The sequence below is a fragment of the Shewanella sp. 0m-6 genome (genome assembly GCF_052977325.1).
Window position 1 is genome coordinate 92,783 of record NZ_JBRIMD010000009.1, and the last position, 25,531, is coordinate 118,313.

The 25,531-nt window shown below is 43.4% G+C and carries 26 protein-coding genes; 10 read left to right on the plus strand and 16 right to left on the minus strand.

From position 1 onward, the window contains the following. The 6 genes from ACVBJC_RS09310 to rpsB all read right to left on the minus strand — a co-directional run bounded on the left by ACVBJC_RS09310 (window position 1) and on the right by rpsB (window position 5,108). Complete coding sequence (locus ACVBJC_RS09310; protein ID WP_447160590.1) at window positions 1–858, minus strand: phosphatidate cytidylyltransferase; 858 nt, start codon at window positions 856–858, stop codon at window positions 1–3. A gap of 20 nt (window positions 859–878) precedes the next feature. Further along, window positions 879–1,679 (minus strand): polyprenyl diphosphate synthase, encoded by an 801-nt coding sequence (gene uppS, locus ACVBJC_RS09315; protein ID WP_447160591.1) that lies wholly within the window; start codon window positions 1,677–1,679, stop codon window positions 879–881. A gap of 253 nt (window positions 1,680–1,932) precedes the next feature. Then, window positions 1,933–2,490: a ribosome recycling factor gene (gene frr, locus ACVBJC_RS09320; RefSeq protein ID WP_447160592.1), complete on the minus strand. Its 558-nt coding sequence runs from the start codon at window positions 2,488–2,490 to the stop codon at window positions 1,933–1,935. A gap of 32 nt (window positions 2,491–2,522) precedes the next feature. Continuing rightward, window positions 2,523–3,251, minus strand: coding sequence for a UMP kinase (pyrH, locus tag ACVBJC_RS09325; RefSeq protein WP_447160593.1), 729 nt, complete (start codon window positions 3,249–3,251; stop codon window positions 2,523–2,525). A gap of 143 nt (window positions 3,252–3,394) precedes the next feature. Then, window positions 3,395–4,246 (minus strand): translation elongation factor Ts, encoded by an 852-nt coding sequence (tsf, locus tag ACVBJC_RS09330; protein ID WP_447160594.1) that lies wholly within the window; start codon window positions 4,244–4,246, stop codon window positions 3,395–3,397. 133 nt (window positions 4,247–4,379) lie between these two features. Continuing rightward, window positions 4,380–5,108: a 30S ribosomal protein S2 gene (gene rpsB / locus ACVBJC_RS09335; RefSeq protein ID WP_447160595.1), complete on the minus strand. Its 729-nt coding sequence runs from the start codon at window positions 5,106–5,108 to the stop codon at window positions 4,380–4,382. A gap of 294 nt (window positions 5,109–5,402) precedes the next feature. Between rpsB and map the strand changes: the two genes are divergently transcribed. The 3 genes from map to dapD all read left to right on the plus strand — a co-directional run bounded on the left by map (window position 5,403) and on the right by dapD (window position 9,835). Beyond that, entirely contained in the window at window positions 5,403–6,203 is an 801-nt protein-coding gene (map, locus tag ACVBJC_RS09340) for a type I methionyl aminopeptidase (protein WP_447160596.1), read from the plus strand. A gap of 217 nt (window positions 6,204–6,420) precedes the next feature. Then, window positions 6,421–8,976: a bifunctional uridylyltransferase/uridylyl-removing protein GlnD gene (gene glnD, locus ACVBJC_RS09345; RefSeq protein ID WP_447160597.1), complete on the plus strand. Its 2,556-nt coding sequence runs from the start codon at window positions 6,421–6,423 to the stop codon at window positions 8,974–8,976. A 34-nt stretch (window positions 8,977–9,010) separates the two neighbouring features. After that, window positions 9,011–9,835, plus strand: a complete 825-nt coding sequence (dapD, locus tag ACVBJC_RS09350) for a 2,3,4,5-tetrahydropyridine-2,6-dicarboxylate N-succinyltransferase (RefSeq protein ID WP_447160598.1) — start codon at window positions 9,011–9,013, stop codon at window positions 9,833–9,835. A gap of 139 nt (window positions 9,836–9,974) precedes the next feature. Here the strand turns inward: dapD and purU are convergent, their stop codons facing one another. The 4 genes from purU to ACVBJC_RS09370 all read right to left on the minus strand — a co-directional run bounded on the left by purU (window position 9,975) and on the right by ACVBJC_RS09370 (window position 13,371). Continuing rightward, window positions 9,975–10,808 (minus strand): formyltetrahydrofolate deformylase, encoded by an 834-nt coding sequence (purU, locus tag ACVBJC_RS09355; RefSeq protein ID WP_447160599.1) that lies wholly within the window; start codon window positions 10,806–10,808, stop codon window positions 9,975–9,977. 553 nt (window positions 10,809–11,361) lie between these two features. After that, window positions 11,362–11,826: a flavodoxin gene (locus ACVBJC_RS09360; protein ID WP_447160600.1), complete on the minus strand. Its 465-nt coding sequence runs from the start codon at window positions 11,824–11,826 to the stop codon at window positions 11,362–11,364. 345 nt (window positions 11,827–12,171) lie between these two features. Beyond that, window positions 12,172–12,999: a tRNA pseudouridine(65) synthase TruC gene (gene truC / locus ACVBJC_RS09365; RefSeq protein WP_447160601.1), complete on the minus strand. Its 828-nt coding sequence runs from the start codon at window positions 12,997–12,999 to the stop codon at window positions 12,172–12,174. 21 nt (window positions 13,000–13,020) lie between these two features. After that, complete coding sequence (locus ACVBJC_RS09370) at window positions 13,021–13,371, minus strand: YqcC family protein (RefSeq protein ID WP_447160602.1); 351 nt, start codon at window positions 13,369–13,371, stop codon at window positions 13,021–13,023. A gap of 208 nt (window positions 13,372–13,579) precedes the next feature. Between ACVBJC_RS09370 and ACVBJC_RS09375 the strand changes: the two genes are divergently transcribed. Both ACVBJC_RS09375 and ACVBJC_RS09380 read left to right on the plus strand, forming a co-directional pair. Then, window positions 13,580–14,593 (plus strand): DUF3549 family protein, encoded by a 1,014-nt coding sequence (locus ACVBJC_RS09375; protein WP_447160603.1) that lies wholly within the window; start codon window positions 13,580–13,582, stop codon window positions 14,591–14,593. Next, on the plus strand, window positions 14,590–14,988 hold the full coding sequence (locus tag ACVBJC_RS09380) for a DUF3301 domain-containing protein (protein WP_447160604.1): 399 nt from the start codon (window positions 14,590–14,592) through the stop codon (window positions 14,986–14,988). The genes ACVBJC_RS09375 and ACVBJC_RS09380 overlap by 4 nt, the downstream gene beginning before the upstream one ends. A 1,151-nt stretch (window positions 14,989–16,139) precedes the next feature. On the opposite strand, the gene ACVBJC_RS09385 is transcribed toward ACVBJC_RS09380, so the two are convergent. Next, window positions 16,140–16,442, minus strand: coding sequence for an Mpo1-like protein (locus ACVBJC_RS09385; protein ID WP_447160605.1), 303 nt, complete (start codon window positions 16,440–16,442; stop codon window positions 16,140–16,142). Further along, window positions 16,435–17,073, minus strand: coding sequence for a GNAT family N-acetyltransferase (locus tag ACVBJC_RS09390; protein WP_447160606.1), 639 nt, complete (start codon window positions 17,071–17,073; stop codon window positions 16,435–16,437). The genes ACVBJC_RS09385 and ACVBJC_RS09390 overlap by 8 nt, the downstream gene beginning before the upstream one ends. 178 nt (window positions 17,074–17,251) lie before the next feature. Between ACVBJC_RS09390 and ACVBJC_RS09395 the strand changes: the two genes are divergently transcribed. Further along, window positions 17,252–17,482 carry a DUF2789 domain-containing protein gene (locus ACVBJC_RS09395; protein ID WP_447160607.1) on the plus strand — a complete coding sequence of 77 codons (231 nt, stop codon included), beginning with the start codon at window positions 17,252–17,254 and terminating at the stop codon, window positions 17,480–17,482. 12 nt (window positions 17,483–17,494) lie between these two features. On the opposite strand, the gene ACVBJC_RS09400 is transcribed toward ACVBJC_RS09395, so the two are convergent. Further along, the gene (locus ACVBJC_RS09400; protein WP_447160608.1) at window positions 17,495–17,878 is read right to left on the minus strand and encodes a DUF3192 domain-containing protein; all 384 of its coding nucleotides are present in this window, start codon (window positions 17,876–17,878) and stop codon (window positions 17,495–17,497) included. Between the two features lie 136 nt (window positions 17,879–18,014). Here ACVBJC_RS09400 and ACVBJC_RS09405 point away from each other — a divergent pair, with 136 nt between their 5' ends. After that, window positions 18,015–18,392, plus strand: a complete 378-nt coding sequence (locus tag ACVBJC_RS09405; RefSeq protein ID WP_447160609.1) for a hypothetical protein — start codon at window positions 18,015–18,017, stop codon at window positions 18,390–18,392. Continuing rightward, window positions 18,392–19,165, plus strand: coding sequence for a Zn-ribbon-containing protein (locus ACVBJC_RS09410; RefSeq protein ID WP_447160610.1), 774 nt, complete (start codon window positions 18,392–18,394; stop codon window positions 19,163–19,165). The genes ACVBJC_RS09405 and ACVBJC_RS09410 overlap by 1 nt, the downstream gene beginning before the upstream one ends. Before the next feature lie 104 nt (window positions 19,166–19,269). On the opposite strand, the gene syd is transcribed toward ACVBJC_RS09410, so the two are convergent. After that, window positions 19,270–19,911: a SecY-interacting protein gene (gene syd / locus ACVBJC_RS09415; protein ID WP_447160611.1), complete on the minus strand. Its 642-nt coding sequence runs from the start codon at window positions 19,909–19,911 to the stop codon at window positions 19,270–19,272. 59 nt (window positions 19,912–19,970) lie between these two features. Here syd and queF point away from each other — a divergent pair, with 59 nt between their 5' ends. Then, complete coding sequence (gene queF / locus ACVBJC_RS09420) at window positions 19,971–20,828, plus strand: NADPH-dependent 7-cyano-7-deazaguanine reductase QueF (RefSeq protein ID WP_447160612.1); 858 nt, start codon at window positions 19,971–19,973, stop codon at window positions 20,826–20,828. A gap of 184 nt (window positions 20,829–21,012) precedes the next feature. On the opposite strand, the gene ACVBJC_RS09425 is transcribed toward queF, so the two are convergent. Next, on the minus strand, window positions 21,013–21,930 hold the full coding sequence (locus ACVBJC_RS09425) for a LysR family transcriptional regulator (RefSeq protein WP_447160613.1): 918 nt from the start codon (window positions 21,928–21,930) through the stop codon (window positions 21,013–21,015). 392 nt (window positions 21,931–22,322) lie between these two features. Between ACVBJC_RS09425 and ACVBJC_RS09430 the strand changes: the two genes are divergently transcribed. Further along, on the plus strand, window positions 22,323–24,308 hold the full coding sequence (locus tag ACVBJC_RS09430) for an alkyl/aryl-sulfatase (RefSeq protein WP_447160614.1): 1,986 nt from the start codon (window positions 22,323–22,325) through the stop codon (window positions 24,306–24,308). Between the two features lie 142 nt (window positions 24,309–24,450). Here ACVBJC_RS09430 and ACVBJC_RS09435 read toward each other — a convergent pair whose 3' ends face one another. After that, the gene (locus ACVBJC_RS09435; protein WP_447160615.1) at window positions 24,451–25,449 is read right to left on the minus strand and encodes a 4'-phosphopantetheinyl transferase family protein; all 999 of its coding nucleotides are present in this window, start codon (window positions 25,447–25,449) and stop codon (window positions 24,451–24,453) included. Window positions 25,450–25,531: the final 82 nt, after the last annotated feature.

Genomic DNA, 25,531 nt, shown 5'->3' on the forward strand with positions numbered 1-25,531 from the left:
TTACATCCAAAAAGCTATATAGATTAATGTGAATACAGGTAAAGCAGCCGTGAGGCTATCGATTCTATCTAATACGCCACCGTGACCCGGTAGGATCGTGCCAGAGTCTTTAATTTTCGCCACTCGCTTAAACATACTTTCAGACAAGTCGCCTACTGCAGAGGCTAGTGCAGTAAATAAAGTCACAGCGATAAGTAAACCAATCTCTTGCTCTGGTGAGAAATACATAATACCTGCAACCACTAACATGGTCGTCAACAGACCACCGAGCAACCCTTCTATCGTTTTGGCTGGACTCACATTTGGCATAAGCTTGCGCTTACCAAATCGCTTACCTGCAAAATAAGCACCTGAGTCTGTAGCCCAAACGACAAGCATAACTAAAAATACCAAGGTGCCACCGTAATATGGCGATGCTTGAGTACTAAGTGCCTTAAGGGAAAGTAACGAAACGAAACATGGGATCAGGGTCAACTGACCAAACATGGATTTCAGCATGTGGCTATTTTCCCAGAAGCGTGCGCTTTTCGGGAAAGATAACACCATGATGAACGACATAAACCACCAGAACCCACCAATTAGGATCACCGCGAGAAATATCGGATGTAGCATACCACGGTGCCAAATTTCATCAGCTGGCACCATTAGGTTTAGCGCGGTTAATAGGACGCCGATAGTGACGGTGAAACTCCATTGAGTCATCTCACAGTTGCTATCGATAATACGCCCCCACTCCTTGGCGGCTATTAAAAAGACTCCCAATAGTGCCCAAGAAAAATACTCAGTCGGTAAACCGAAAATGGCACCAAAAACTAAGGGGATTAACCATATTGCTGTTATTATTCGTTGTTTTAGCAAAAAACTTCCCTCATTAATTATTATAAAGAGCGGATGGTATCGATTTGAGTTCCTGTCAAACCGAATCGACGCTGACGATTAGCAAAAATAGCAATCGCGTCTTTAAACGCATCCTCATCAAAATCCGGCCACAGAGTGTCAGTAAAGACTAACTCAGCGTAAGCGGCTTGCCACAAGACAAAGTTACTTATGCGATAGTCACCACCTGTGCGGATCATTAAATCAACTTCGGCTTGATTTTGCATGCACAAATGCTCACTAATTGCCTCTTCGGTAAACTGAGTGCTGCTCATTTCACCAGATTCGACCTTAGCAGCTAATTTTTGCGCCGCTTGCATAATGTCCCATCGTCCACCGTAGTTGGCCGCGACATTAAGCACTAAATCATGATTCTCTGCCGTTTTCTCTTCTGCTGCTGCAATCTGCTTTTGCAAACGGGGAGAAAATCGACTGATATCACCGATAATATTGAGGCGAACCCCATTGTTGTGTAACAGCTTAAGTTCACGCTGAAGCACTGTAAAAAACAGCTCCATTAACAAGCTGACTTCTTTGTCTGGTCTGCGCCAGTTTTCACTAGAAAACGCAAACAATGTTAATGATTCAACACCCAAATTTCGGGCCGTACTCACCGCTCGCCTAACCGCCTTTACACCCGCCTTATGGCCGATGACTCTTGGCTTTCCCTGCGCCTGTGCCCAACGACCATTACCATCCATAATGATAGCAACGTGTTTGGGGATAGACTGTTTTACCAAAGTCGATATCTCATTTGGTAATGTCTCTGTCACTTCAGTGTCAGATTGGGAATCGATTGACATCTATTACAACCCTTAAAAATAGACAAACGCCGTGTAGTATAACTCTACACGGCGTCTGAACTCTAGGGCATGTTGTCCATTCAAGTTTAATTTTTGTCCGAGCTCGCCGCTTTTATTACAAGGCGTGAACTGTGAAGCTTAATACCTGTCGCAAAAAGCTCGCTACTTCTCAATAAAGAAGCAAAAAATCTGCACAAGGCCTCATTAAAAATCAACCTAAATAGTGAACATTCCCCTATGCTGATGAGTACGATTAGAACTCCATCAGCTCCTTTTCTTTAGCAGCCAAGATTTCATCGATTAGCTTAATGTGCGCATCAGTTAGCTTCTGCACATCATCTTCACTGCGACGAACGTCATCTTCAGTGCACTCTTTGTCTTTCTCTAATTCTTTTACATTCGAATTAGCATCACGGCGAACATTACGGATAGCAATACGGCCGTTTTCTGCTTCTGCACGAACCACTTTGATAAGGTCTTTACGACGCTCTTCAGTTAGGGCTGGCAATGGAATGCGAATAGTCGCGCCTGCAGACATTGGGTTTAAACCAAGATCTGAACTCATGATTGCCTTTTCAACAGCTGCAATCATAGTACGGTCAAATACAGATACCGTTAACGTACGAGCATCGCCAATAGAGACACTTGCAACTTGCTTAAGCGGAGTCAGCGAACCGTAGTAAGGTACTTGGATAGTATCCAATAAGCTTGGGTGTGCACGGCCAGTACGAACTTTAGCCATTTGAGTTTTTGTTGACTCTACACACTTGTCCATGCGAGTTTGCGCATCGCTCTTAATTTCGTTTATCACGTTATATGTCCTTTTAAGTCACTAAATATTGCTTAATCAGCTTTAATCATTGTGCCTTCTTGCTCGCCCATGATAACGCGGCGCAGTGCACCTGGTTTATTCATGTTAAATACAAGCAATGGCATATTATGGTCTCTGGCCATAGTGAATGCAGCCAAATCCATTACTTTCAATTCTTTTTCGAGTACTTCATTGTACCCCATTACATCATACTTGACGGCTTCTGGGTTTTTAACTGGATCATCTGAATAAACACCGTCAACTTTCGTGCCTTTAATCACTACTTCTGCTTCAATCTCAATACCGCGTAAACACGCAGCAGAGTCAGTCGTACAGAATGGGTTACCTGTACCTGCAGCAAAAATAACAACACGGCCTGATTTAAGCAAACTAATTGCTTCAGCCCAGTTATAGTCATCACATACGCCTTTAAGCGGAATAGCTGACATTAAACGTGCATTAACATATGCACGGTGCAACGAATCACGCATTGCTAAGCCGTTCATCACTGTTGCCAACATGCCCATGTGATCGCCCACTACACGGTTCATACCCGCGTTAGCCAGACCTTCACCCCTGAACAAGTTACCACCGCCAATGACAACACCCACTTGAATACCTAGCTCTACTAGCTCTTTGATCTCCTGCCCCATACGATCAAGCACTTTAGGATCAATGCCGAAGCCTTCTTCACCCATTAGGGCTTCACCACTTAGTTTTAAAAGAACACGACGAAATGCAGGTTTAGGATTGGTACTCATATTTATTAGTCCTGATTATGGCGATAGGGGTTATACACTGGAATAGTTATACCGAATGTTACTTAGCAAAACACAAAACTATTCGAGTATATACGATAAGACCGCAGCAATTGCTACGGTCTTATGTTTGCTAAAAAAGGAGATTAAGCCTTATTTGTAGCAGCGATTTGTGCAGCTACTTCAGCAGCAAAATCTTCTTCTTTTCTTTCGATACCTTCACCCACTTCTAAGCGGATGAAGTTAGTTACTGAAGCGCCTTTCTCTTTAAGAATTTCGCCAACAGTTTTCTTTGGTTCCATGATGAAAGCTTGACCAGTAAGAGAAACCTCACCAGTGAACTTCTTCATACGACCGACAACCATCTTCTCAGCGATCTCAGCAGGCTTACCTTCGTTCATAGCGATTTCGATTTGAAGTGCTTTTTCTTTCTCAACAACTTCAGCAGGAACGTCAGAAGGGTTAACATACTCAGGCTTAGACGCAGCAACATGCATAGCAATGTGCTTTAGTGTGTCTTCGTCAGCTTCACCAGTAACAACAACACCGATACGATCACCGTGACGGTATTGTGCTAGGTTTGCACCATCGATGTATTCAACGCGACGAACGTTGATGTTTTCGCCGATTTTTGCAACTAGTGCAACACGAGTCTCTTCGAACTGTGCTTTCAAATCTTCGATAGTTACTTTAGATGCTGCAGCAACATCTAGTACTTCGTTAGCAAATGCTAGGAAGTTAGAATCTTTTGCTACGAAGTCAGTTTGACAGTTAACTTCTAGTAGAGCAGCGTAACCTTCACCTTGCTTGATAAGGATAGTACCTTCAGCAGCGATGTTACCCGCTTTTTTAGCAGCCTTAGCAGCACCGCTCTTACGCATGTTATCAATTGCTAACTCGATGTCACCGTTAGTTTCAGTCAGTGCTTTTTTACAGTCCATCATGCCAGCGCCAGTGCGGTCACGAAGTTCTTTAACTTGGGCAGCAGTAATTGCCATTGCTAAATCCTCTACAGATAATTCTTCAAATTCAATAGATATAAAACAGGGGCCTATCAGTTTAAATGAGAGCGCCCCTGTTCACCAATCATGTATCTTGGTTAATAAGGGTGATGAAAATCATCGACCTTTATTATTCAGCTTCTACGAAACCGTCTTGCTCAGCTTGTACAGCTAGGTCTTGACCACGGCCAGCTTTCGCAGCAGCAGCAACAGCACCAGTGTAAAGACGGATAGAACGCATAGCATCATCGTTACCAGGAACGATGTAGTTGATACCGTCTGGAGAAGAGTTTGTATCAACAACAGCAACAACTGGAATACCTAGGTTGTTAGCTTCTTTAATAGCGATATGCTCGTGGTCAGCACCGATTACGAAAATCACGTCTGGTAGACCAGCCATGTTCTTGATACCACCTAGAGACTTCTCTAGCTTATCAAGTTCACGAGTACGCATTAGCGCTTCTTTCTTAGTCAGCTTGTCGAAAGTACCGTCTACAGACTGGCTTTCAAGGTCTTTAAGACGCTTGATTGATTGACGAACTGTTTTCCAGTTAGTCAACATACCACCTAACCAACGGTGATCAACATAGTACTGATCACAAGAAACAGCAGCTTCTTTGATAGCTTCGCTTGCAGCACGCTTAGTACCAACAAAAAGAACTTTACCTTTCTTAGATGCAACGTTGCTGATGAAAGCAAGTGCTTCGTTGAACATTGGTACAGTGTGCTCTAGGTTGATGATGTGAACACCGTTACGAGCGCCAAAGATGAATGGCTTCATCTTTGGGTTCCAGTAACGAGTCTGGTGACCGAAGTGAACACCGGCTTGTAGCATGTCGCGCATTGAAACTGTAGTCATTTTATTTACCTTAAAATATTAGGGGTTAGACCTCCACATATCCCATATCTTCGACCCTATTGAGGGCACCCCGAAGAACGTGTCGATATGTGTGTGATTTAGTATTTATCAATAGCCATGTATAATGGCCGCCATCTTAACTCGAACGAACCACCTTAAGGTGAGATCGACAAGAGTCAAACATAACGGCGCGCTTTATACCATAATATGAAAAAAAGCACAAATATTTACGTCGTTTTTCAGGCATAATCGTCAGATTGAAAGACGATAATTTAAAGACTAAGAGATACTAGAATGAGTATAGTAATTAAGACAGCTGAAGAGATTGAAAAGATGCGTGCCGCGGGTAAACTAGCCGCACAAGTACTCGAAATGATCGCACCACATGTCAAAGCGGGTGCGACGACCAATGAATTAAACGCTATCTGCGCTAAATTCACTGAAGATAATGGCGCTATCTCTGCACCTCTTGATTATCATGGTTTTCCAAAATCAATTTGCACCTCAATTAACGATGTGATCTGTCACGGCATTCCAAGTGATCGTCCGCTTATTGATGGTGATATCATCAATATTGATATCACGGTCATTGTTGATGGTTACCACGGTGATACCTCTAAGATGTTCCTTATCGGCGATGTCAGCCCAAAGAACGCTCGCCTATGCCGTATCGCCCAAGAAGCGCTATATCTAAGCATTAAAAAAGTGCGTCCAGGCATGAAGTTAGGTGAAATCGGCACCTTGATTGAAAAGTTCATCAAATCAAAGAAAACCGGCCTTGAAAAATACAGCATTGTGACCGATTACTGCGGTCACGGCATTGGCGCAGGCTTTCATGAAGAGCCACAGGTCATGCATTACAAAAATAATGACAAAACCGTATTACGCCCAGGCATGTGTTTCACTATCGAACCTATGATTAATGCCGGCCGCCATACTAGCGTTCTGGATAAGAAAGATAACTGGACAGTCACCACCTCTGACGGCAAAAATTCAGCTCAGTGGGAACATACATTACTTGTTACCCAAACTGGCGTAGAAGTCTTGACCTTACGAGAAGAAGAAAAAGAGTTGCCTCGAGTGATTAATCACTAATTTTATGGCCTCTGCTCAAAAAAGCGTGCTCAGCACGCTTTTTTTCTATCTAAAACCCGCTTCAAACGCTGAGTCTACAGCCAAATACCTGCACCAAAATAAAGCAAGATGCCGTAATCCTAGCTAACTGATGATTAATCATAATAAAGCCCTTTAAATTAGCTTTTTTTGCAGAGATAATCGTTCACAACGGATCCGTTCTCGAAAAAGAGATTTGATGAATAGTGCTCAAGCTGCAAAAAATGCGTTAATCGACCAGAACCAAGAATTATTAGAAACCTTTAATGCAACTTCTGATATTCGCTCGATAGTGAGTACTCGCTGCCAACACGTTGATAAACTGTTGCAAAAGCAGTGGCACGCCCATCATCTCGAACAGTTTCCTATCGCATTAATCGCTGTAGGTGGTTATGGCCGCGGTGAACTACACCCACATTCAGACGTCGACCTATTATTCCTGACCGAAGGCGAGCTATCTCAAGATGCAGAACAAGCCCTAGGTGCATTCATCGCGTTTATTTGGGATGCAGGCTTAGAAGTCGGTCATAGTGTACGCAGCATTGAACAAACCCTTGAGCAAGGCCGCATAGATGTCACTGTGGCAACCAATTTACTTGAATCGCGCCTACTTTGTGGCCCCCAGGCTTTGTTTACTCTACTTTACCGCAATATTCGCCAAGATAATTTTTGGCCCAGCAGTGAGTTTTATGTCGCCAAGCGGGACGAACAAATAGCCCGTCATACTCGCGCCAGCGCATTTGATTTAGAGCCTAATTTAAAAAGCTGCCCCGGTGGGTTACGCGACATTCAGACTGTCGCCTGGGTCGCCATGCGCCACTTCAACGCTGAGAAATTTGAAGAGTTGGTGTACCACGGCTTTCTTGAGCCAACAGAGCTTGACGAGCTATTAGAAGCCCAAGACTTTTTGTGGCAACTGCGCTGTTCATTGCACTTAATTTCCGGCCGTGATGAAAACAGGCTGTTGTTTGACTTGCAGCCGCAGGTCGCTAAGTTAATGGGTTATGAAGATGGCACCCAGCTTGCTGTTGAGCAGATGATGAAGCGCTACTACCGCACGGTTAGACGAGTCATGGAGCTAAACCAAATGCTGCTTCAACTCTTCAAACGGGCAACATTAGGCCACATAAAAGCATTAGAAGTCGTCCCGATAGATGACAACTTCCAACGCCGCGGTATCTTTATTGAAAGTTTACATAGCGACTTATTTGATACGCCAGAAAATATCTTACAGCTGTTTTTGTTGGTCGCTAAAAACTCCAATATTCAAGCTATCTACGCCGTCACGTTACGCAGTTTACGCCGCGCTAGACGTGCTCAGCTGCAACCGCTTATGTACCACGAGTCATGCCGTAAACTGTTTATGCAGATTTTGCGTCACCCTCGAGGAATTGTGGCACTGTCGCTGATGCACAAGCACGGTGTACTGTCGGCATATCTTCCCGCATGGCGCGCCATTGAAGGCCAGATGCAGTTTGATCTGTTTCATGCTTATACCGTTGATGAGCACACCCACAGGCTACTACTCAATATTGAGCGATTCTCTCAGCCAGAGCAAAAAGAGGAGTTCCCACTAGGCTCTGTCCTCATAAACCAACTCCCTAAAAAAGGCTTACTGGTACTCGCAGCAATCTTCCACGATATCGCCAAAGGGCGCGGCGGCGATCATAGCAAGCTCGGCGCGACCGATGCGCTTGATTTTTGTAAATTACATGGCATGAATGATCATGATGGTCGCTTAGTCAGCTGGTTGGTTGAAAACCACCTGGTGATGTCTGTTACCGCCCAGCGCCGGGATATCTCCGACCCCGATGTTGTCGCTGATTTTGCAGAGCGCGTTCGCGACGCCGTGCATTTAAGTTATCTCTATTGCTTAACCGTTGCCGATATCTGTGCCACCAATGAAAGAACCTGGAATAACTGGAAAGGCTCACTGCTGCGTGACTTATACTTTTCAACCCAAAGAGTGCTCGCCAGAGGTAAGGAAAAGCCGGTCGACATTCGCGCCCGCGTGCGTGAACATCAAGCTAAAGCGAAAAAAGAATTACTGCGCCGTGGTATTAAGGAAAAAGAATTAGACGCTCTTTGGCAGCGCTTTAAGGCCGATTACTTTTTACGAAATCAACCTAACCAAATTGCTTGGCATGCTGAGGCAATTATCAAACACAAACATGATGAAGCCTTAGTCTTGATCTCCAAGCACGCTACTCGCGGGGGAACTGAGTTGTTTGTATATGGCAAGGATAAACCAAAGTTATTTGCCGCCGTGATGGCTATTTTAGATAATAAAAATATTACCGTTCACGATGCAAGCATCATGACCTCTAAGGACAACTACGCGCTGGACTCTTTTGTTATTTTGGAACAAGATGGCCAGCCCGTATCACAGCTCTCACGGATCCAGGGGATCAAGAAGACGTTAATAAAAGCCTTAAGTAATGAAACGCCTAAGTTGCCAAAGTTTAGAAATCTTTCAAGAAAGATGAAACCTTTTAAAGTTGCAACCCAAGTCAGTTTCCCTGAGACCCGTAGCCATGGTAAAAGTATGATGGAGCTTATCGCTCTCGACTCCCCAGGGTTACTCGCCAGAGTCGGTGAAGTATTGTACCGCTGTGAAATTACCTTACTCGCAGCGAAAATCACCACCATTGGTGAAAGAGCTGAAGATTTCTTTTTGTTGCAGAGCGCCGATGGCCAGCAACTAAATGACACTCAACAACACACATTACGTGAAGCACTCATGAGTGCTTTATAGATTTATCATTAAACGAAAATATTGGGAGAAGTAAATGGAGGCTTTACGCCAACGAATTGAAGCGGCTTTTGAAGCACGCGCAGAGATCACTCCGGCAACAGTTGATGCAAGTGTTCGCGCTGATGTCGAAAAAGTGATTGCCATGCTAGACACTGGCGAAGCCAGAGTTGCTGAAAAAATTAATGGCGAATGGCACGTTCACCAGTGGTTGAAAAAAGCGGTATTACTTTCATTCCGCATTTTCGACAACCAAGTTATCGATGGCGCAGAAACCAAATACTTCGACAAAGTACCAATGAAGTTTGCTGATTACGACGAAGCCCGTTTCCGCAAAGAAGCGATCCGCGTAGTACCACCAGCAGCAGTCCGCAAAGGTTCATTTATTGGTAAGAACACAGTACTAATGCCATCTTACGTCAACCTTGGCGCTTATGTTGATGAAGGTTCTATGGTTGATACATGGGCAACTGTCGGTTCTTGTGCTCAAATTGGTAAGAACGTTCACTTGTCTGGCGGTGTCGGAATTGGTGGCGTTTTAGAGCCATTACAAGCCGGCCCGACCATCATTGAAGATAACTGCTTTATCGGCGCACGCTCTGAAATTGTTGAAGGTGTTGTGGTTGAAGAAGGTAGTGTGATCTCTATGGGCGTTTATATCGGCCAAAGCACACGTATTTTTGACCGTGAAACCGGTGAAGTACATTACGGCCGCGTTCCAGCAGGCTCGGTAGTTGTTGCAGGCAACCTACCCTCTAAGTGTGGTACCTATAGTTTATACGCTGCCATCATCGTTAAAAAAGTCGATGAGAAGACTCGCGGAAAAGTCGGCATTAACGAACTACTGCGCATCGTCGATTAATTGAGCCTAGGGCTCATTACTCCACGCTTTAAAATCCCGCATTTTGCGGGATTTTTTTCTTCTGTTGTTATCATACTTTGGTTAGCATACTTTGGTTAGCATTCTTTGGTGATCTCAAGGCCGCTCAGCTTTATAAAAGCTAAAACACCACCGTTTTATTACCGTAAACAATCACCTCTTCATTAACCACTAAATGCAATGCTTTGCTCAAAACGCTTTTTTCAACATCACGGCCACAGCGAGCCAAATCCTCAGCACTAAAACTATGATCAACCGGGATCACATCTTGTTTGATAATGGGTCCCTCATCGAGCGAATCCGTCACAAAGTGCGCTGTCGCCCCGATGATTTTGACACCTCGCTCCCATGCTTGTTTGTATGGGGCGGCCCCGACAAATGCAGGTAGAAATGAGTGATGGATATTAATAATCTTGCTCGGATATTGGCTGACAAATTCAGGAGCTAACACCCGCATAAACTTTGCTAATACAATATAATCAGGGCTGTAATTAGCGATAACGTTAAGCATCATAGCTTCATGTTCGCTACGACTTACATCTTGGTGGCTGATGTAATGAAAAGGGATATCAAACTTTTCAACCAACGGCTGCAGCACCTGATGATTACCAATCACCGCCGCGATTTCGACATCTAAGGCGCCTGAGTAGGATTTAATTAAGATATCACCTAAACAATGAGCTTCTTTGGTCACCATAATCACAATGCGCTTTTTACCTGCATCAACTAATCGGGTATGGTTTTTCTCTGGCAGTACCGCCTGTAATTCTCGCTGTAACGAGGGAGAAAAAGTTAGCCCTTCGAGCTCGGTACGCATAAAAAAGCGCCCTTGAGCATTATCAACAAATTCACTATTTTTAATAATATTTAGCCCGTGCTCAAAACAAACCCCGGTGATCTTAGTGATAAGTCCTGGCGCGTCTGCACAATCAATGATTAATATTTTCCTTTCCATACGCCCTCTGTAACCCGTTAACCTTACCCGAACCTATCAAGCTACCTTGCTCAAAAAAAACTTTCAATCACCGACAGTTATTTATACCCATCGTACTCAATATGTGGTCAGTTCAGAGCCTCTCAGGCTTTTCAATTCAAGGCGTGTTGATGAAGAAATGGTTTTTCCCTTTTCAGTCAGTGCAACACAGAAGTGGCATGGCAGAATGGCTCACGCTGTGCGCCTGATGTTTGATGTTTGATGTTTAAAGCAAATGGTAAAGCTCTGCATACTGCGTAAGATGCTCTCGATATACGACGAAAGGGATTTAGGAGGTAGGACGAAGCAGTATGCAGAGCCGAGAATAACGATTAGCTTCAATCATCAGCCTTGGCTGCAGATCCTTGAATTTCGCTGAATGTTCACATCTTTAACCATGCCTCAATAAATTAACCGTGCCAGCCATGAGACTAAGCACACTAACCAGCCATAAGGCTAGGCCAAAGTTTGATTTATAAGCACAAAAAAGCGCGTTAAGTAAACGCGCTTTGGATCAGTACAACTGACTCTGTTGCTATGCAGCTAACTCGGTATCGATGAGTTTATTCCAACCAGGCAGCCAAGCTAACGCTTCCACTTCAGGCTCCATAGTTTCACCAGCATCAATTTTCAGAAAATGACCAAGACGCTTAGCACCTAAGTCTTCAAAGAGAGCCAATAACTGCTCACCTGCGCCGCAGTATGTTTCGTAACTGGAGTCGCCAAGTGCAATTAAGCCAAATTTAAGTTGTGGCAAGTAAGGGGCTTTTGACTGCATCTCATAGAACCAGGGCTGGATATCATCAGGTAAGTCACCTTGTCCAGTTGTTGAACATACTATCAATAGCAGTTCATCTTCTGGTGGTACAAAACCTGATAACTGCTCGGGTTGATGCAGCACAGCATCACGCCCAAGCTCGATTAACGCTTGCTGTAGTGTCTGTGCCACAAACTGCGCGCCACCATAAACTGTTCCAAAAACTAGATTCACTTTTTTCATGTTTTACTTCGCCTAAAAGCTATTTAGTTATATCCTTAACATACTGTATCAATGAATATTGCTGCAAGCTTTGCTGCAATAATAAAAGTTACCTCAAGAAGGACAGGCCGTAATGAAGCATTCTTGTAGACAAAGGCACCGAAAACACCTTCAACGCAGTGCCCATATCCGAAGAATGTGTTACTTCCATTCGGTACAATATCTAAAGTCCAATATGACGCCCCTTAGTCGTCTTAGCGATAACAATCAAAGCGAAGAAATAATCAACAAGTTAACTAAAAGTTCAACTTCATGAGACTGTGCGTATCGAGAGCTTAGTTAATCGTTAACAGGCTCTGGTATCAATTAAGCGATGATGAGTGGCTGCTTGTCATCAGATAAAATATCATCGTGCCAGCCTAAACCTTCAAATAATTGTAACCATTCAGCTTCTAGCTCTGTCTCAATTTGGATCCTCTCCCCTGTTCTAGGGTGATTAAAGCTCAGTTTCTTTGCGATAAGCCATAACCGGTTAATTCCAAAGTGAGAGCGGAAAAACTTATTTTGTTTTCCATCACCATGGGTTGTGTCACCAAGGATCGGGTGACGTAAGTGCGCCATATGACGTCTTAGCTGGTGCTTACGCCCGGTGTGTGGAGAAAGCTGAACTAACGCGAAACGGCTCGTGGCATAACGGCCGGATGAATACGGGATCTCACTATTTAGCAACGGCTGATAACTTGTCACAGCATCTTGCGCAGGCTTGTTAGGATCGACATCTTTATCACCTAGATCATCAAGCTCCTCTTTTAATGCATAATCAAGAGTGCCAGCCTCATGCATATTGCCACGAACAATGGCCAGGTACTCTTTATCGACGCTATGTTCGGCAAATTGCCCACATAGTGCGTTGGCCATTTCACTACTTTTGGCAAACAACAATATTCCCGAAGTTGGCCTATCTAGCCTGTGTACCGGAAATACATGACAGCCAACTTTATCGCGCGTGAGCTGCATGGCAAAAAAACGCTCACGACGAGCAAGATAACTACGGTGAACCAAAAGACCGGCAGGCTTATGAATAGCCACCACATCATCATCTTCATATAACACTTCAATATGAGGGGCGACTTCTTGCTCAACCTCAATATCAAGTTGTTCGTTATCTGCTACTTCTCTTGTCTCTTCACTCATTTTAAATCTCTCTTAACAGCACTATTGTGTTTGACTCAATAGCGCATCTAAATCAGTTAAAATACTAATTAGATTTTGTAACTTAGGCTCACTAGCCCAGACATGTTGTGCCATTGGCGCGATGGCCATCGCTTTTGGTAACGGTATATTATTATCGAGCATATAACGCATTTTGGGTAAAAAAATAAACTGCAACCAGTGCTCAAAGGGCATCACATCGCACGCAAAAGGTGTGGTACTGGCTAATGCCTCTAATGATGGGGCGTGTAAGCTTAATAAATCTTGTTTAGCTAACTCAGCCTCTAAAGCATCCAGTTTCTCGCTTGTTTCAACTTCTATCAAGGTAGCCTCTTTAGTTGATATGAGCTGCATTTAATCGCCATTATTCAGTCCATATTCGATGCCGTTACTTGGTAATCACTCAATAAATGGTCATTTCACACTCTAAACGCTGTCACTTATCGATAGCAACTACATGCCGTTTAGGTAAATACAACTCAGGAAATTTAACGCGCGATGATACCATCTAGCCTGACTTATCCCTATAATATGTGCCAATTAACCTACACTTGAAAACGATATGACAGAAATAACGACCCTCAGCCAATTTTTAAAAACTGCTAACACTCAATTCCAAGTTTATGACATGGGCCGTCGAGTACAACATATCGATATGATGGCATTTCATCAGATTGAAGAGCTTAATTCACCTTACCCATCACCCATTCAAGGTCACGCTCAATTTGCCATCGTATTCTGGGATGCGAGTCAGCAACACTATATTTGGTTTATTAAACTGCCGTTAGATGAACGCGGGCTATTGTCTCCTGCACCACGCACACAGTTTATTAAGATGATTGTCGAAGCGTTAGGCAGAGATCCAACCAAAACGTTAACCGAACAAGAGCAAGAGCAGCTAGCAAATCATCCATTCAATTTTAAGCCAACCCAAGAAAAGCTGGCTGTATTTAACGCATTAGTTAGAAAACAGCTAGGACAAAAAGCGTCACCCCAGTATGAGTTTGCATACCAGTATCTATCGGGGCAACACCCGACAGAAGAATGGCAGAACATTGGCTTACAGGGTATTGCTGATGTCAGTGTTAGAGCCGATGAGCTTGACCATCAAACACATCTAACAAACGGCTTTGATAACTGGGCAACAGAGGTTCAAATTGCCGCATGTCAATGTTTAGAGCACTTGAATATCGATAATGAGCTAGCTCAAAAACTACTCGAAAAGCTGTATAGTGCAGACCAAACTGAAAAAGCTTATTTCCTTAGGGCATTGGCTTCTCAGCCGCAGTTAAGTCAACAAGCCATCGTTCACTTACATGAAACGAACAACTTATCTTTAGACATGCTCATCACCATAGCCGCTCGTAATTGGTCAGCATTAAAAGATGAGCAAACTCTCACTATCTACTTAGAAGCTTTAGCAAAGCAAGAACAGCACTTCTTTAACCAGATTTTTGCTGATATTGTGGCTATTCCATTAATTCGCACTCAGCTACTGGCTCAATTGCGAAATCCTAATCGTAGCGCAGAGCTTGCAGCCGCGATTGGCGGCTTGTTTAAGGTAACGAAAGGATGATGACAGACTTTTTAATCATTGCAGCAGTAATTCTTATTGCAGCTTTTTTTTGGCAACTCAGGCAAATGGCTGAGATTAGTCGTATTTTCGTAAATAAAGAATGCCAAAAACAGAAAGTACAATTACTTGCTATTGCCCAAGAGTCAGCCAAACCGAGTCTAGGGGGCAGCAGTGGTCTCACATGGAAAGTAAAGTATTTGTTTGAGTTTAGCACTGATGGGATTAATCAATACCGTGGCAACTTATGGATGCACGGCAAAAAAATACAAAAAATCCAATGGCCAATTTTCCCTGAACCTGAATGGCATGAAGCGCCAGAGTCGAAAGGTTCTTTAGGTGGTGGTTGTGGTGGCGGGCGCTCTCGTGGCAACTGCAGCTCTGGTCGGTGTAAATAACCCTGCACGTTAGGTTAGCTTTAACGTTAAAGCTGATGTAAATAAACAGAGCCCTATAAAAGAAGTAAAGGCGCGGCCCCAGAGGAGACGCGCCTTTTCTATCATTGTGTAAGCTCATCCTGCTATATGAGTGCTCCCTGCACCATCCATGCGTAACTTTGCTCCTGCATCATCCATGAGTCCTTATCTTCCTTGTATCTTACGATACGCTTCCATTCTTCTTGATAGTCCATTTACCAAGCTTGCTCTATCCTGAGCGTGTCCAACGTCATCCTTGAGAGTCCATTCCATCACTATCCTTAGCGCTCCTACCTTCCTAGGTAGCAAAACCTTCCATCCTGGATTGTTTGGCCGTTCCTTGGTAGTACCAGCAATCAGTCCTTGAAAGCCTCGTCCATGATAGTCATCCATTAAGTGCCGTAGTCTCGACACTCGCTCGTCCGTGAACCTTCCTTAATTAATCATGCTTCCTTGCACATTTAAATAGTAATTCAAAATGTAAGATAAATACGTGACCAAACATTTATTTAACACGCACCTTAACAAACCATTAAACAACCAACCAAGCTAACACATTGTATTTAAATTGTTTATGCTATTTGGATACATTTAAACAGCTTAATTTGGGACTAATTTCTCACGAACCTGTAAGAGATCTCTTACATCAATCGAAGCGAATAATCTGATCTCGCCCAAAATAGAAAGGGCGTACCAATTGGTACGCCCTAGCACAGCTTTATTTTAGCTTTCCCGCTATATATGTGCGATCCTTGCATCATCCTTGGTTAACTTGCTTCCAGCATCTTCCTTGTAAGTCCTTTTATATCCTTGTACTAAACGTACTGAGTCCATTCATTAGCCTATCCTAAGCTAAAATCCTCTTCCTGAGGTTGTCCTATTTGCATCCTGCAAAATCAATCACTTTCTGGTTTCCAGTTTACTCACTCGCTATAGCGATTACTTAACAGTTTTATTAAAAATACAAAGTGGCAACCAAACACTAACAACAAAAAAAACCTGAAAAAACCTGAAAAAACTTTAAAAACAACAGCTTGATAACAAGCAAAGACTCGTATCTCTATGAGGCTTTACTGATATCCCACAATTGCGTGAGAGATCTCTTACAAGAATCCTATCTCAAAGCGAGTTTCTTACTGATTTTTATGAGTTAACGCCCTAAATAGCATTACCCAATCAGCTAAAAAACTGTATAAGGGATACTCAAATGTTGCGGGACGATTTTTTTCAAAAATAAAATGGCCTATCCAAGCAAAGCCATAGCCAATTACAGGTAACAGCCATAACATCCACCATTGACCACTCAATAAGGCATAAATCATCGTTAAGATAACTAGGCTACTACCTACATAATGCAAAGCTCGACAGGTTTGATGCTGATGTTGAGACAAGTAAAAAGGATAAAACTCCCAAAAAGACTCAAAGCGCTTACTCATTGTTCAGCCCTCGATAAAACAGTAGTTCTCCGCTTACTTTTCCAATCGCTAACTGCTCTAGACTTTCAAAGCCATGTGCAGCAAACAAACCAATATGAGATGCCGTGCTGGCAAAAACACCCACGCCATCAAGATGCGGCTGTTCATCACACCAACTTTGAACAGCTTTTACCAGTAAGCTGCCATAGCCTTTACCTTGCTCGTTATTTGCTATCGCAATAAATTGCAAAATGCCACATTGATTACTCGGCAAATTATCGATTATTTGATTTTCTTTATGAATAAGTGCCTGAGTCGATTGCCAGCCCGTACTTAACAGCATTTTTAAACGCCAATGCCAATAACGCGCCTCACCTAACGGTATTTGCTGAGTCATGATACAAGCAACACCTACCAATCTTTCTCCAGCAAACATACCAATTAGTGCCTGTTCTTGCTGCCAGATCTCATTAAGTTCTTCTCGAATCGCACCTCGAAGTTTTTGTTCGTACTGCGCTTTATCGCCATTAAATAAAGCTTCTAAAAAGAAAGGGTCATCATGATAGGCGTTATATAGAATAGAGGCTGCAATGCGTAAATCTTCAGCGGTTAAGTAAACTGCGCGGCATTCTTCCATGGTTTGATTTTCCATTGTTATTTTCCTTGTTCTCCATCACACAACTCCAATGTAGCAAGCCCTTAGAAAAGTGCAATTAATAATCAATTCCAAAGCGCAATGTCAAAAAATGAGTGACGGTTTTGCCGATAAATCGCTTTATCGTCCATACTGAGATAAAGCGAGAAATCATTAACGAAAGGTAAAATATGTTATGGATACCACCCCACAAGATCTCACCCAGCTCTTTTTACAAATGGGTTTAGAAAGTCATGAAGAAGCCATTGAAAAGTTCATTGCTGAACATGGATTAGCAGCTGACGTACGGCTACATGAAGCGCCGTTTTGGACTGCTTCACAGAAACATTTTTTAGTTGAATCGTTTAATGAAGATGCCCAGTGGACTGAAATAATCGACCAGCTGGACACCCTTTTAAGAAAATAAGCCTATTGCGATCTAAATTTTGCTGTAGGCCATTTCTCCCCAGCCTACTACCGCATTATTACTGATCACCACAGGTGTACATTCATCCTTTGTAGTCTTGCCATCACCATGGGTGCGTTGAGTTCGATAAAAAAGCACGTATACCTCTTTATCTTGCTGAATGTATGCTTCATTAAAATCAGCCGTTCCCATTAGCGTCGTTACTTGGTTCTTAGACATACCAAGAGAGATTTTTGACAAATTGTCGCGGTTTTTATCCTGAACCTTTTCCCATGAACCATTCTCTGATCCGCCATCACCAACGTTGACCACGCAGCCAGTTAGCCCTAAGCTTGCAATCCCAAAAAACACTAAACCTAATAAATTATTTTTCACTTTAACTTCCTGTATTAACATTGTTTTAATTTTATTTAAAAAGCAATTAACATACCAAACACTAAGTTACTGTTTTAACAATACTTTATTAATTTCATCGTTTTAGCTTCGCTAATAGATTAACGAAAATGCTAACGAGTAAGGAATTTGACGAACCATGAGTCCAATAGAACAAGTACTAGCTGCCGCCAAAAGGCTCGATGATGAAGGCAAAGCCGCAACACTGGCACTCATAAAGACTAAACTCGGCAATAGCATAGCAATGCCTATATTGATCCAAGGGTTGCAACAGTTTAAATCCATGAGTACTGAAGACAAAAAAGCCTTGTCGGCGCAGATATCCACTGCAAAGGAAAGCGATGACAACGCCGCATTAAGTCACTCAGAGCAAGCAAATAAAATCACTCAACTTGAGCAAGAGTTTAGCCTGTTAAAAGGTGAGTTCAGTGTTCTAAAACAGCAGTATAGCGAACTAAAGCAGCAACTTAGTGAAGTTAAAACACACCAAAATACCAGTGAAGGAAACAATATCTAATGCATGTGATTGAGTTACGATTTGAATGCTTTGATAACACTACAATCACAGCCGCAGAAAAAGCGATTAATGGCTTACTTGAAGCGTATCGCGCTAATGGGCAAATTTTAGGCCGTGAATTTGCCGTCGCCTTTAACGATGGCGAATTTAAAGTCAGGCTGCTAACGCCAGAGAAAAGTAGCTTATCTAAGCGCTTCAACAGCCCATGGGTTGAAACAGCACTCAGTGAACTGACCGAAGCCAAGCTATTAGCCCCACGAGAGAAGTATATCGGCCAGGACATTAATTCTGAGGTCTCAAGTCAAGAGACTCCTAGCTGGCAGCTGTTATATACCAGTTATGTGCATATGTGCTCACCGCTTCGAAACGGCGATACCCTGCAGCCTATCCCGTTATATCAAATCCCAGCGACAGCCAATGGCGACCATAAACGCCTGATCCGTTGGCAAACTGAATGGCAAGCCTGTGATGAGCTGCAAATGGCTGCTGCAACCAAGGCTGAGTTTGCAGCGCTTGAAGAGTTAACTAGCCACCAAAGTGACCTCTTTAGACGTGGCTGGGATCTACGGGGCAGAGTTGAATACCTAACCCAAATTCCAACTTATTATTACTTGTACCGCGTTGGCGGTGAAAGCCTTGCCGTTGAAAAGCAGCGCCCCTGCCCTAAGTGTGGTAGCAAAGACTGGTTACTCGATGAGCCATTATTAGATATGTTTCATTTTCGCTGCGAGACCTGCCGCATCGTGTCTAATATCTCTTGGGATCACTTATAAAGCTCGATAGCTTTCCTAAAAAAATAGCTTTGCTATAAATTTCCCCATAAAAAAATGGCTCAATTAATATTGAGCCATTTTTCTTTATACAATGAATAAATCGATTACTTGCCGCGTAGATTGCGCCACATTAATTTCATACGCTGCCAAATACCTGGGTGATCGAGCTCTGGCATAGACTCTTCAATCAGCTTTACTGGCGGCGTCACTCTGGGCGTTAATTGCTCAATAAATTCATTCAACGACTTAGCAAGCATAGTACTCTGCGCTTCACCTGGGATCTCAATCCACACACTGCCGTCGGCATTATTCACCGTCAGCATGTTATCAGCTTCATCGAGAACGCCAATAAACCAAGTTTGCTCTTGCTTAAGCTTCTTCTTCATCATTAAGTGACCAATGATATTTTGCTGCAAGTATTCAAAGTCTGTTTGATTCCAAACTTGAATAAGCTCACCAGTGCCCCACTTTGAGTCAAAAAACAGCGGCGCAGAAAAGTGACGGCCATAAAAAGCATTAATTTCAGGGGTCAAGCTAAGCTCTAGTGCTGTTTCAACATTATCAAACTGACCAGGCTCGTCTCTGATCACAGCTTGCCAAAAAACCGCTTCATCGGCATCAGGTTCACTCGTAATGCAGTCAGACTCTTGCTGCTGGGCGTAATATCGAGGCTGCTCACCAAGCTTTTCTACATAGGCTTGTTGATATTTAGATAAAAAAAGATCTAAAGCGGGTAAAGAAGACACTTAAGCCAGTTCCAAAATCAGTTATAATAGGGGTCTATTTTGACATGGAAACCGTATTGATGACACAACATCATGATCCCTATAGTAACGCACCCGAACTTTCAGAATTAACGCTTGGAAAGTCGACAGGTTATCAAGAGCAGTATGATGCATCTTTACTTCAAGGCGTGCCGCGTAAGTTAAACCGTGATGCTATTGGCCTGACTCAAGAATTGCCGTTTCATGGCAGTGATATTTGGACTGGCTATGAGCTTTCCTGGTTAAATGCGAAAGGCAAGCCTATGGTGGCTATTGCTGAGTTTAGTCTCAGTTTTGATAGTAAGAATCTTATCGAGTCTAAATCGTTCAAGCTGTATTTAAACAGCTATAACCAGACTCGATTCGATAGCCTGCAAGCGGTACAAGAGCGCTTAACCCAAGATTTATGCGCCTGCGCCGATGGCGAAGTCACTGTTAAAGTTATCGAGCCGAAACAGTTTAGCCACCAGCGCATTGTAGAGCTACCGGGTACCTGTATCGATGATCTAGATATTGAAGTTGATGACTATAGCTTCAACCCTGACTACTTAGTTGACAGCGTCGATAGTAAAGCGATTGTCGCAGAGACCTTGACATCAAACTTGTTAAAATCAAACTGCCTAATCACTTCACAGCCAGACTGGGGCACAGTGATGATCCGCTATCAAGGGCCAAAGATTGACCGTGAGAAGTTACTTAGATATCTCATCTCATTTAGACAGCATAATGAGTTTCACGAGCAATGTGTTGAGCGAATTTTCGTTGATCTCAAACGTTTCTGCCAATGTGCGAAACTAACCGTTTACGCCCGTTACACTCGCCGTGGTGGTTTAGATATCAATCCGTATCGCAGCGACTTTGAACATCCGGCAGAGAACCAACGTCTAGCCAGACAGTAAGTATCTCGGCTTTAAAAATGCCTGTACAGCATGAGCTGACAGGCATTTTTTACACCCATACCAACCAGTATAATAAAGTGATCTACCTAGAGTGTTTTTTGGCTAACTCATTCAGGCAAAGAGATGGTGGAATGCTTGTTCCCGTATGAAATCAATCAACACAGAAGTAAAAAGCCCCCGTCCCTCAAGCCAGTCCTCTAAGTTCAATGGCTAAATTTAACGTATCCCTAAGCCAGATATTCGCCGGACTTAGCTGCAATTTGTGACTCCATACCATGTAATACTCGATAGGCTCCACATCAAAGGGCAACTCAAATACCTGTAACCCTAACAAGGCTGCATATTCATCAGTATAGGATTTAGAGGCGATAGCTAGTGCATCACTTTTAGAGGCCACTGCCATCATACTTAAAATCGATGATTGCTCACTGTGCATCTGTCTCGCCGGTAAAACATGTTTAGTCAGCAGTTCGGCAACACTTAAGTTATAGCGGCGCATTTTAAAAATAATATGCTTTTCACTAAAATATTGATCCTGGGTCATTGTGCCATTGATCCGTGGGTGATCTTTTCTTGCCACACACACCAATTTATCCTGCATCACCTTCTGACTTTTAAACGATGTCGACTCGGGTAGCCAGATATCCAGTGCTAAGTCGATTTTCTCTAGCTGCAGATCCATCTGCAACTCTTCCTCTATTAACGGCGGTTCACGAAATACAATATTGATTGAAAGGCCATGTAAGACTTGCTCAACCAAGCCTTGCAGAAGTTGTATCGCCGACTCGCTCGCATACACATAAAAGGTACGCTCGCTTGAGTGGGCATCAAATGCTTCAAAACTCGTCGCCACCTGTTCAATCGTTGACATTGCTGGTGCTAATTGTTGATACAGATTCATCGCACTGGCGGTGGGTTTCACTCCTCTTCCCACCCGAATGAACAACGCCTCTCCGACTATTATTTTTAACCGGGCTATGGCGTTACTCACTGAGGACTGCGTCAAGTCGAGCTCCTCTGCAGCCTGGCTAAATGATGACGTTCGATATACGGCAGTAAAAACCCGAAATAGATTAAGATCGAATGCTTTTTGCTGTGACATAAGACACTCTCGCTCCCATAAAAGATTAACCCAACATATTACATCCAAGCCTATCGGATCTTGATAGACCGATTCACAGAGCCTAATCACTAAGCCTAAACACAGGCCCTAATCACAGAGCCGAATCAAACTATGTCATTAACTCAAATCTTCAACATTGCAGGGTGAAAATAAAGTCCAACGCTTTAGTAAACCATGATTAGTCGTCACAAACATAGAGGGCCCACTCATTCATATTATAAATACTAAGTTCTAAGTTAGCGCTAATTATTAATCCTTCCAAGATCAATATACTGGCCTCAATCAAGCAAAAGTCTCGTTACAGCATCACAAGTTAATGCCAGCACAGAGACTTAACACTTTGAACCTATTCAATCTTAAAAGGGTATCCTATGAAACAGACACTACTTGCTATCTCAATCGTCTCTATTTTCTCGTTCAATGCTGCCGCAGCCCAGCACGAACATGATCACATAACAGTGCATTATCAAGGTAAAGATGCGACTAAACACACTATCGCCCACAATCAGGCCGTAGCGGACACCCTTAATTTTACCGATACTCGCGCTTTCGAGCAGTCCTCAAAAAACCTCGTAGCCAAATTTGATAAAGCCACAGCCGACATTCTCAGAGCTGAATTTGCCTTTATCAGCGACAAGACTCCCGACTCAGTGAACCCATCACTCTATCGCCAAGCCCAGCTCAATATGGTACCGAATGGTTTATACAAGGTTAGCGATGGGATCTACCAAGTTCGTGGGACTGATTTATCGAACCTAACCCTTATTCGCAGTGACAATGGCTGGATAGCCTACGATGTCTTGCTAACTAAAGAAGCTGCAAAGGCATCACTTAAATTTGCTTTAGCTAACTTGCCTGAAGACGGCGAGCTTCCCGTGGTTGCCATGATTTACTCCCATAGCCATGCCGATCACTTTGGTGGCGCTCGTGGGGTACAAGAGATGTTTCCTAATGTCAAAGTCTACGGCTCAGATAACATCACCAAAGAGATTGTTGATGAAAACGTGCTCGCTGGTAATGCCATGAGCCGCCGAGCCGCTTACCAATATGGTGCAACACTAGGCAAGCATGATCACGGTATTGTTGACGCCGCATTAGGTAAAGGCTTATCAAAAGGTGAGATCACTTATGTGGCACCTGATTACACCTTAAATGGCGAGGGTAAGTGGGAAACACTCACTATTGATGGTCTAGAAATGGTGTTTATGGACGCATCTGGTACTGAGGCTGAATCAGAAATGATCACCTACATTCCATCAAAAAACGCACTTTGGACTGCAGAGCTGACTTACCAAGGAATGCACAATATTTACACCTTGCGTGGCGCGAAAGTACGTGACTCACTCAAATGGTCAAAAGATATTAACGAGATGATTAATGCCTTTGGTAATGATGTTGAGGTGCTGTTTGCCGCTCACTCAGCGCCGGTCTGGGGTAACCAGGAGATCAATGAATTCTTGCGCCTACAACGAGATAACTATGGCTTAGTGCATAACCAAACCTTGAGGTTGGCAAATGATGGCGTAGGCATTCAAGATATTGGCGATGCGATTCAAGATACAATCCCAGAGTCCATCTATAAAACTTGGCACACTAACGGCTATCACGGCACTTATAGCCATAATGCCAAAGCGGTATATAACAAGTATCTAGGCTACTTTGATATGAATCCAGCCAACCTAAATCCGCTGCCAACTCAACAAGAGTCGGCAAAGTTTGTCGAATATATGGGCGGAGCAGATGCTGCGGTTAAACGTGCTAAAAATGACTACGCTCAGGGTGAGTATCGCTTTGTCGCTACGGCACTAAATAAGGTCGTGACCGCCTATCCTGAAAACAATGAAGCGCGACAACTTCTTGCCGATTCTTACGAGCAATTAGGTTATCAGTCTGAAGGCGCAGGGTGGAGAAATATCTATCTTACTGGTGCGCAAGAGCTAAGGGTCGGCATTCAAGCAGGTGCACCTAAGACCGCATCAGCAGATGTCATTAGTGAAATGGATATGCCAACACTGTTCGACTTCCTTGCCGTTAAAATTGACAGTCAGCTCGCCGCAAAGCACGGCTTAGTTAAGATGAATATTATCACCCCAGACACTAAAGACATTCTTTACGTTGAACTTAGCAACGGCAACCTAAGTAACGCCGTTGTCGATAAGGAGCAACAAGCAGATGCCAACCTCATCGTCAACAAAGCGGATGTTAATCGCATTCTACTCGGGCAGGTAACCCTTAAAGCGCTATTAGCAAGCGGTGATGCAAAGCTGACAGGCGATAAAGAAGCCTTTGGCAAAATAGCCAGCAGCATGGTGGAGTTCAATCCTGACTTTGAGATTGTACCGACCCCAGTAAAGTAAGCGGTTAGCTCACTAGCGCAAAGCTCAGTAAGGTAAAGTTCGCTAACAAAAGTGGTTAAACATAAAACGGGGCTATTTGTTGAGGCCCCGCCTTTATTACTCAAAATCCACAAATCACTCTGCTAATATTAATCCGCTAGCATCAATCGGCTAATAGTGACTTTAAGTTAACCTCTGCCGCGTTAATGCTTGCCTGATGGCAGGGGCCAATACTCAGCGCAAAACGATAGTTAGCATCCAAGTGCCCAAGCCAGCAGTGCCAATCTTTAGCAACCGTCATCTGCTGTGGCCGCGCCTTCATTTCGTCTTGCCCATCCCCATGACCTTGAGCTATCGAGAGGCAAATGCTCTGCTTAAGAGGAATGCCCTGTTTAAGGTCAATATTGTGTTTAACTGGAATGTTCTGATTAACAGGAAGATGAGCTGTATCGAGCTCACTTGTAGCAGTCTTTATTGTCGGGCTAATGCTGACTGCTCCATCAAGCTCTAATGACGTTTCAATCAAGGGCGCAAAATCGAAGGCGAAAGATTTCAGCGACAAAGCTAAACCTAAGCCTTTAGCTTTAATGTATGACTCTTTAAGTGCCCATAAGTCGAAAAAGCGCTCGCGCTGTAACGCTGTTGGTAATGCCAACAATGCAGTCTTTTCAGGCTCAGAGAAATAATGACTTAAAATCGAATGAATATTGGTACTACTGCGGCAACGCTCAATATCGACCCCAAACTCAATTGCACCAGTCTGGTTAGCATGCTCAGATCGGAAATTTGATTGAGAATTTGAGTGGGAGTTTGACTGACAGATCCCCACCAGTAGCCAGTCGCCGCTATGGCTGATATTAAAATGGATCCCGGTTTGTTTAAACTGGGCTGCACTTAGCCTAGGCTTGCCTTTATCACCATACTCAAAACACCATTCATGGGGCTTCAAGCTAGCCTGTTTGGATACTTGTCTAGATAAAAGTGCACGCAGATAGCCTCTCACCATCAAGCCTTGATCTTTAGCTTCTTGCTTGATGTAACGATTAACTTTATCGGCTTCATCTTGCGGTAGCCAAGTCTTAATTAAGGCCGCAGAGTCAGCATCGAGCGTCCCTAACCTTAACGGACAAAAATACAGTTTAATTGAAGTAAATTCAGACAAGACGAGCTCAAATGTAAACTTAGGTAATAAGGCTATTGTGGCCTGTTTTAATTAAAAACAACAGTCACAAACTAAAATGGCA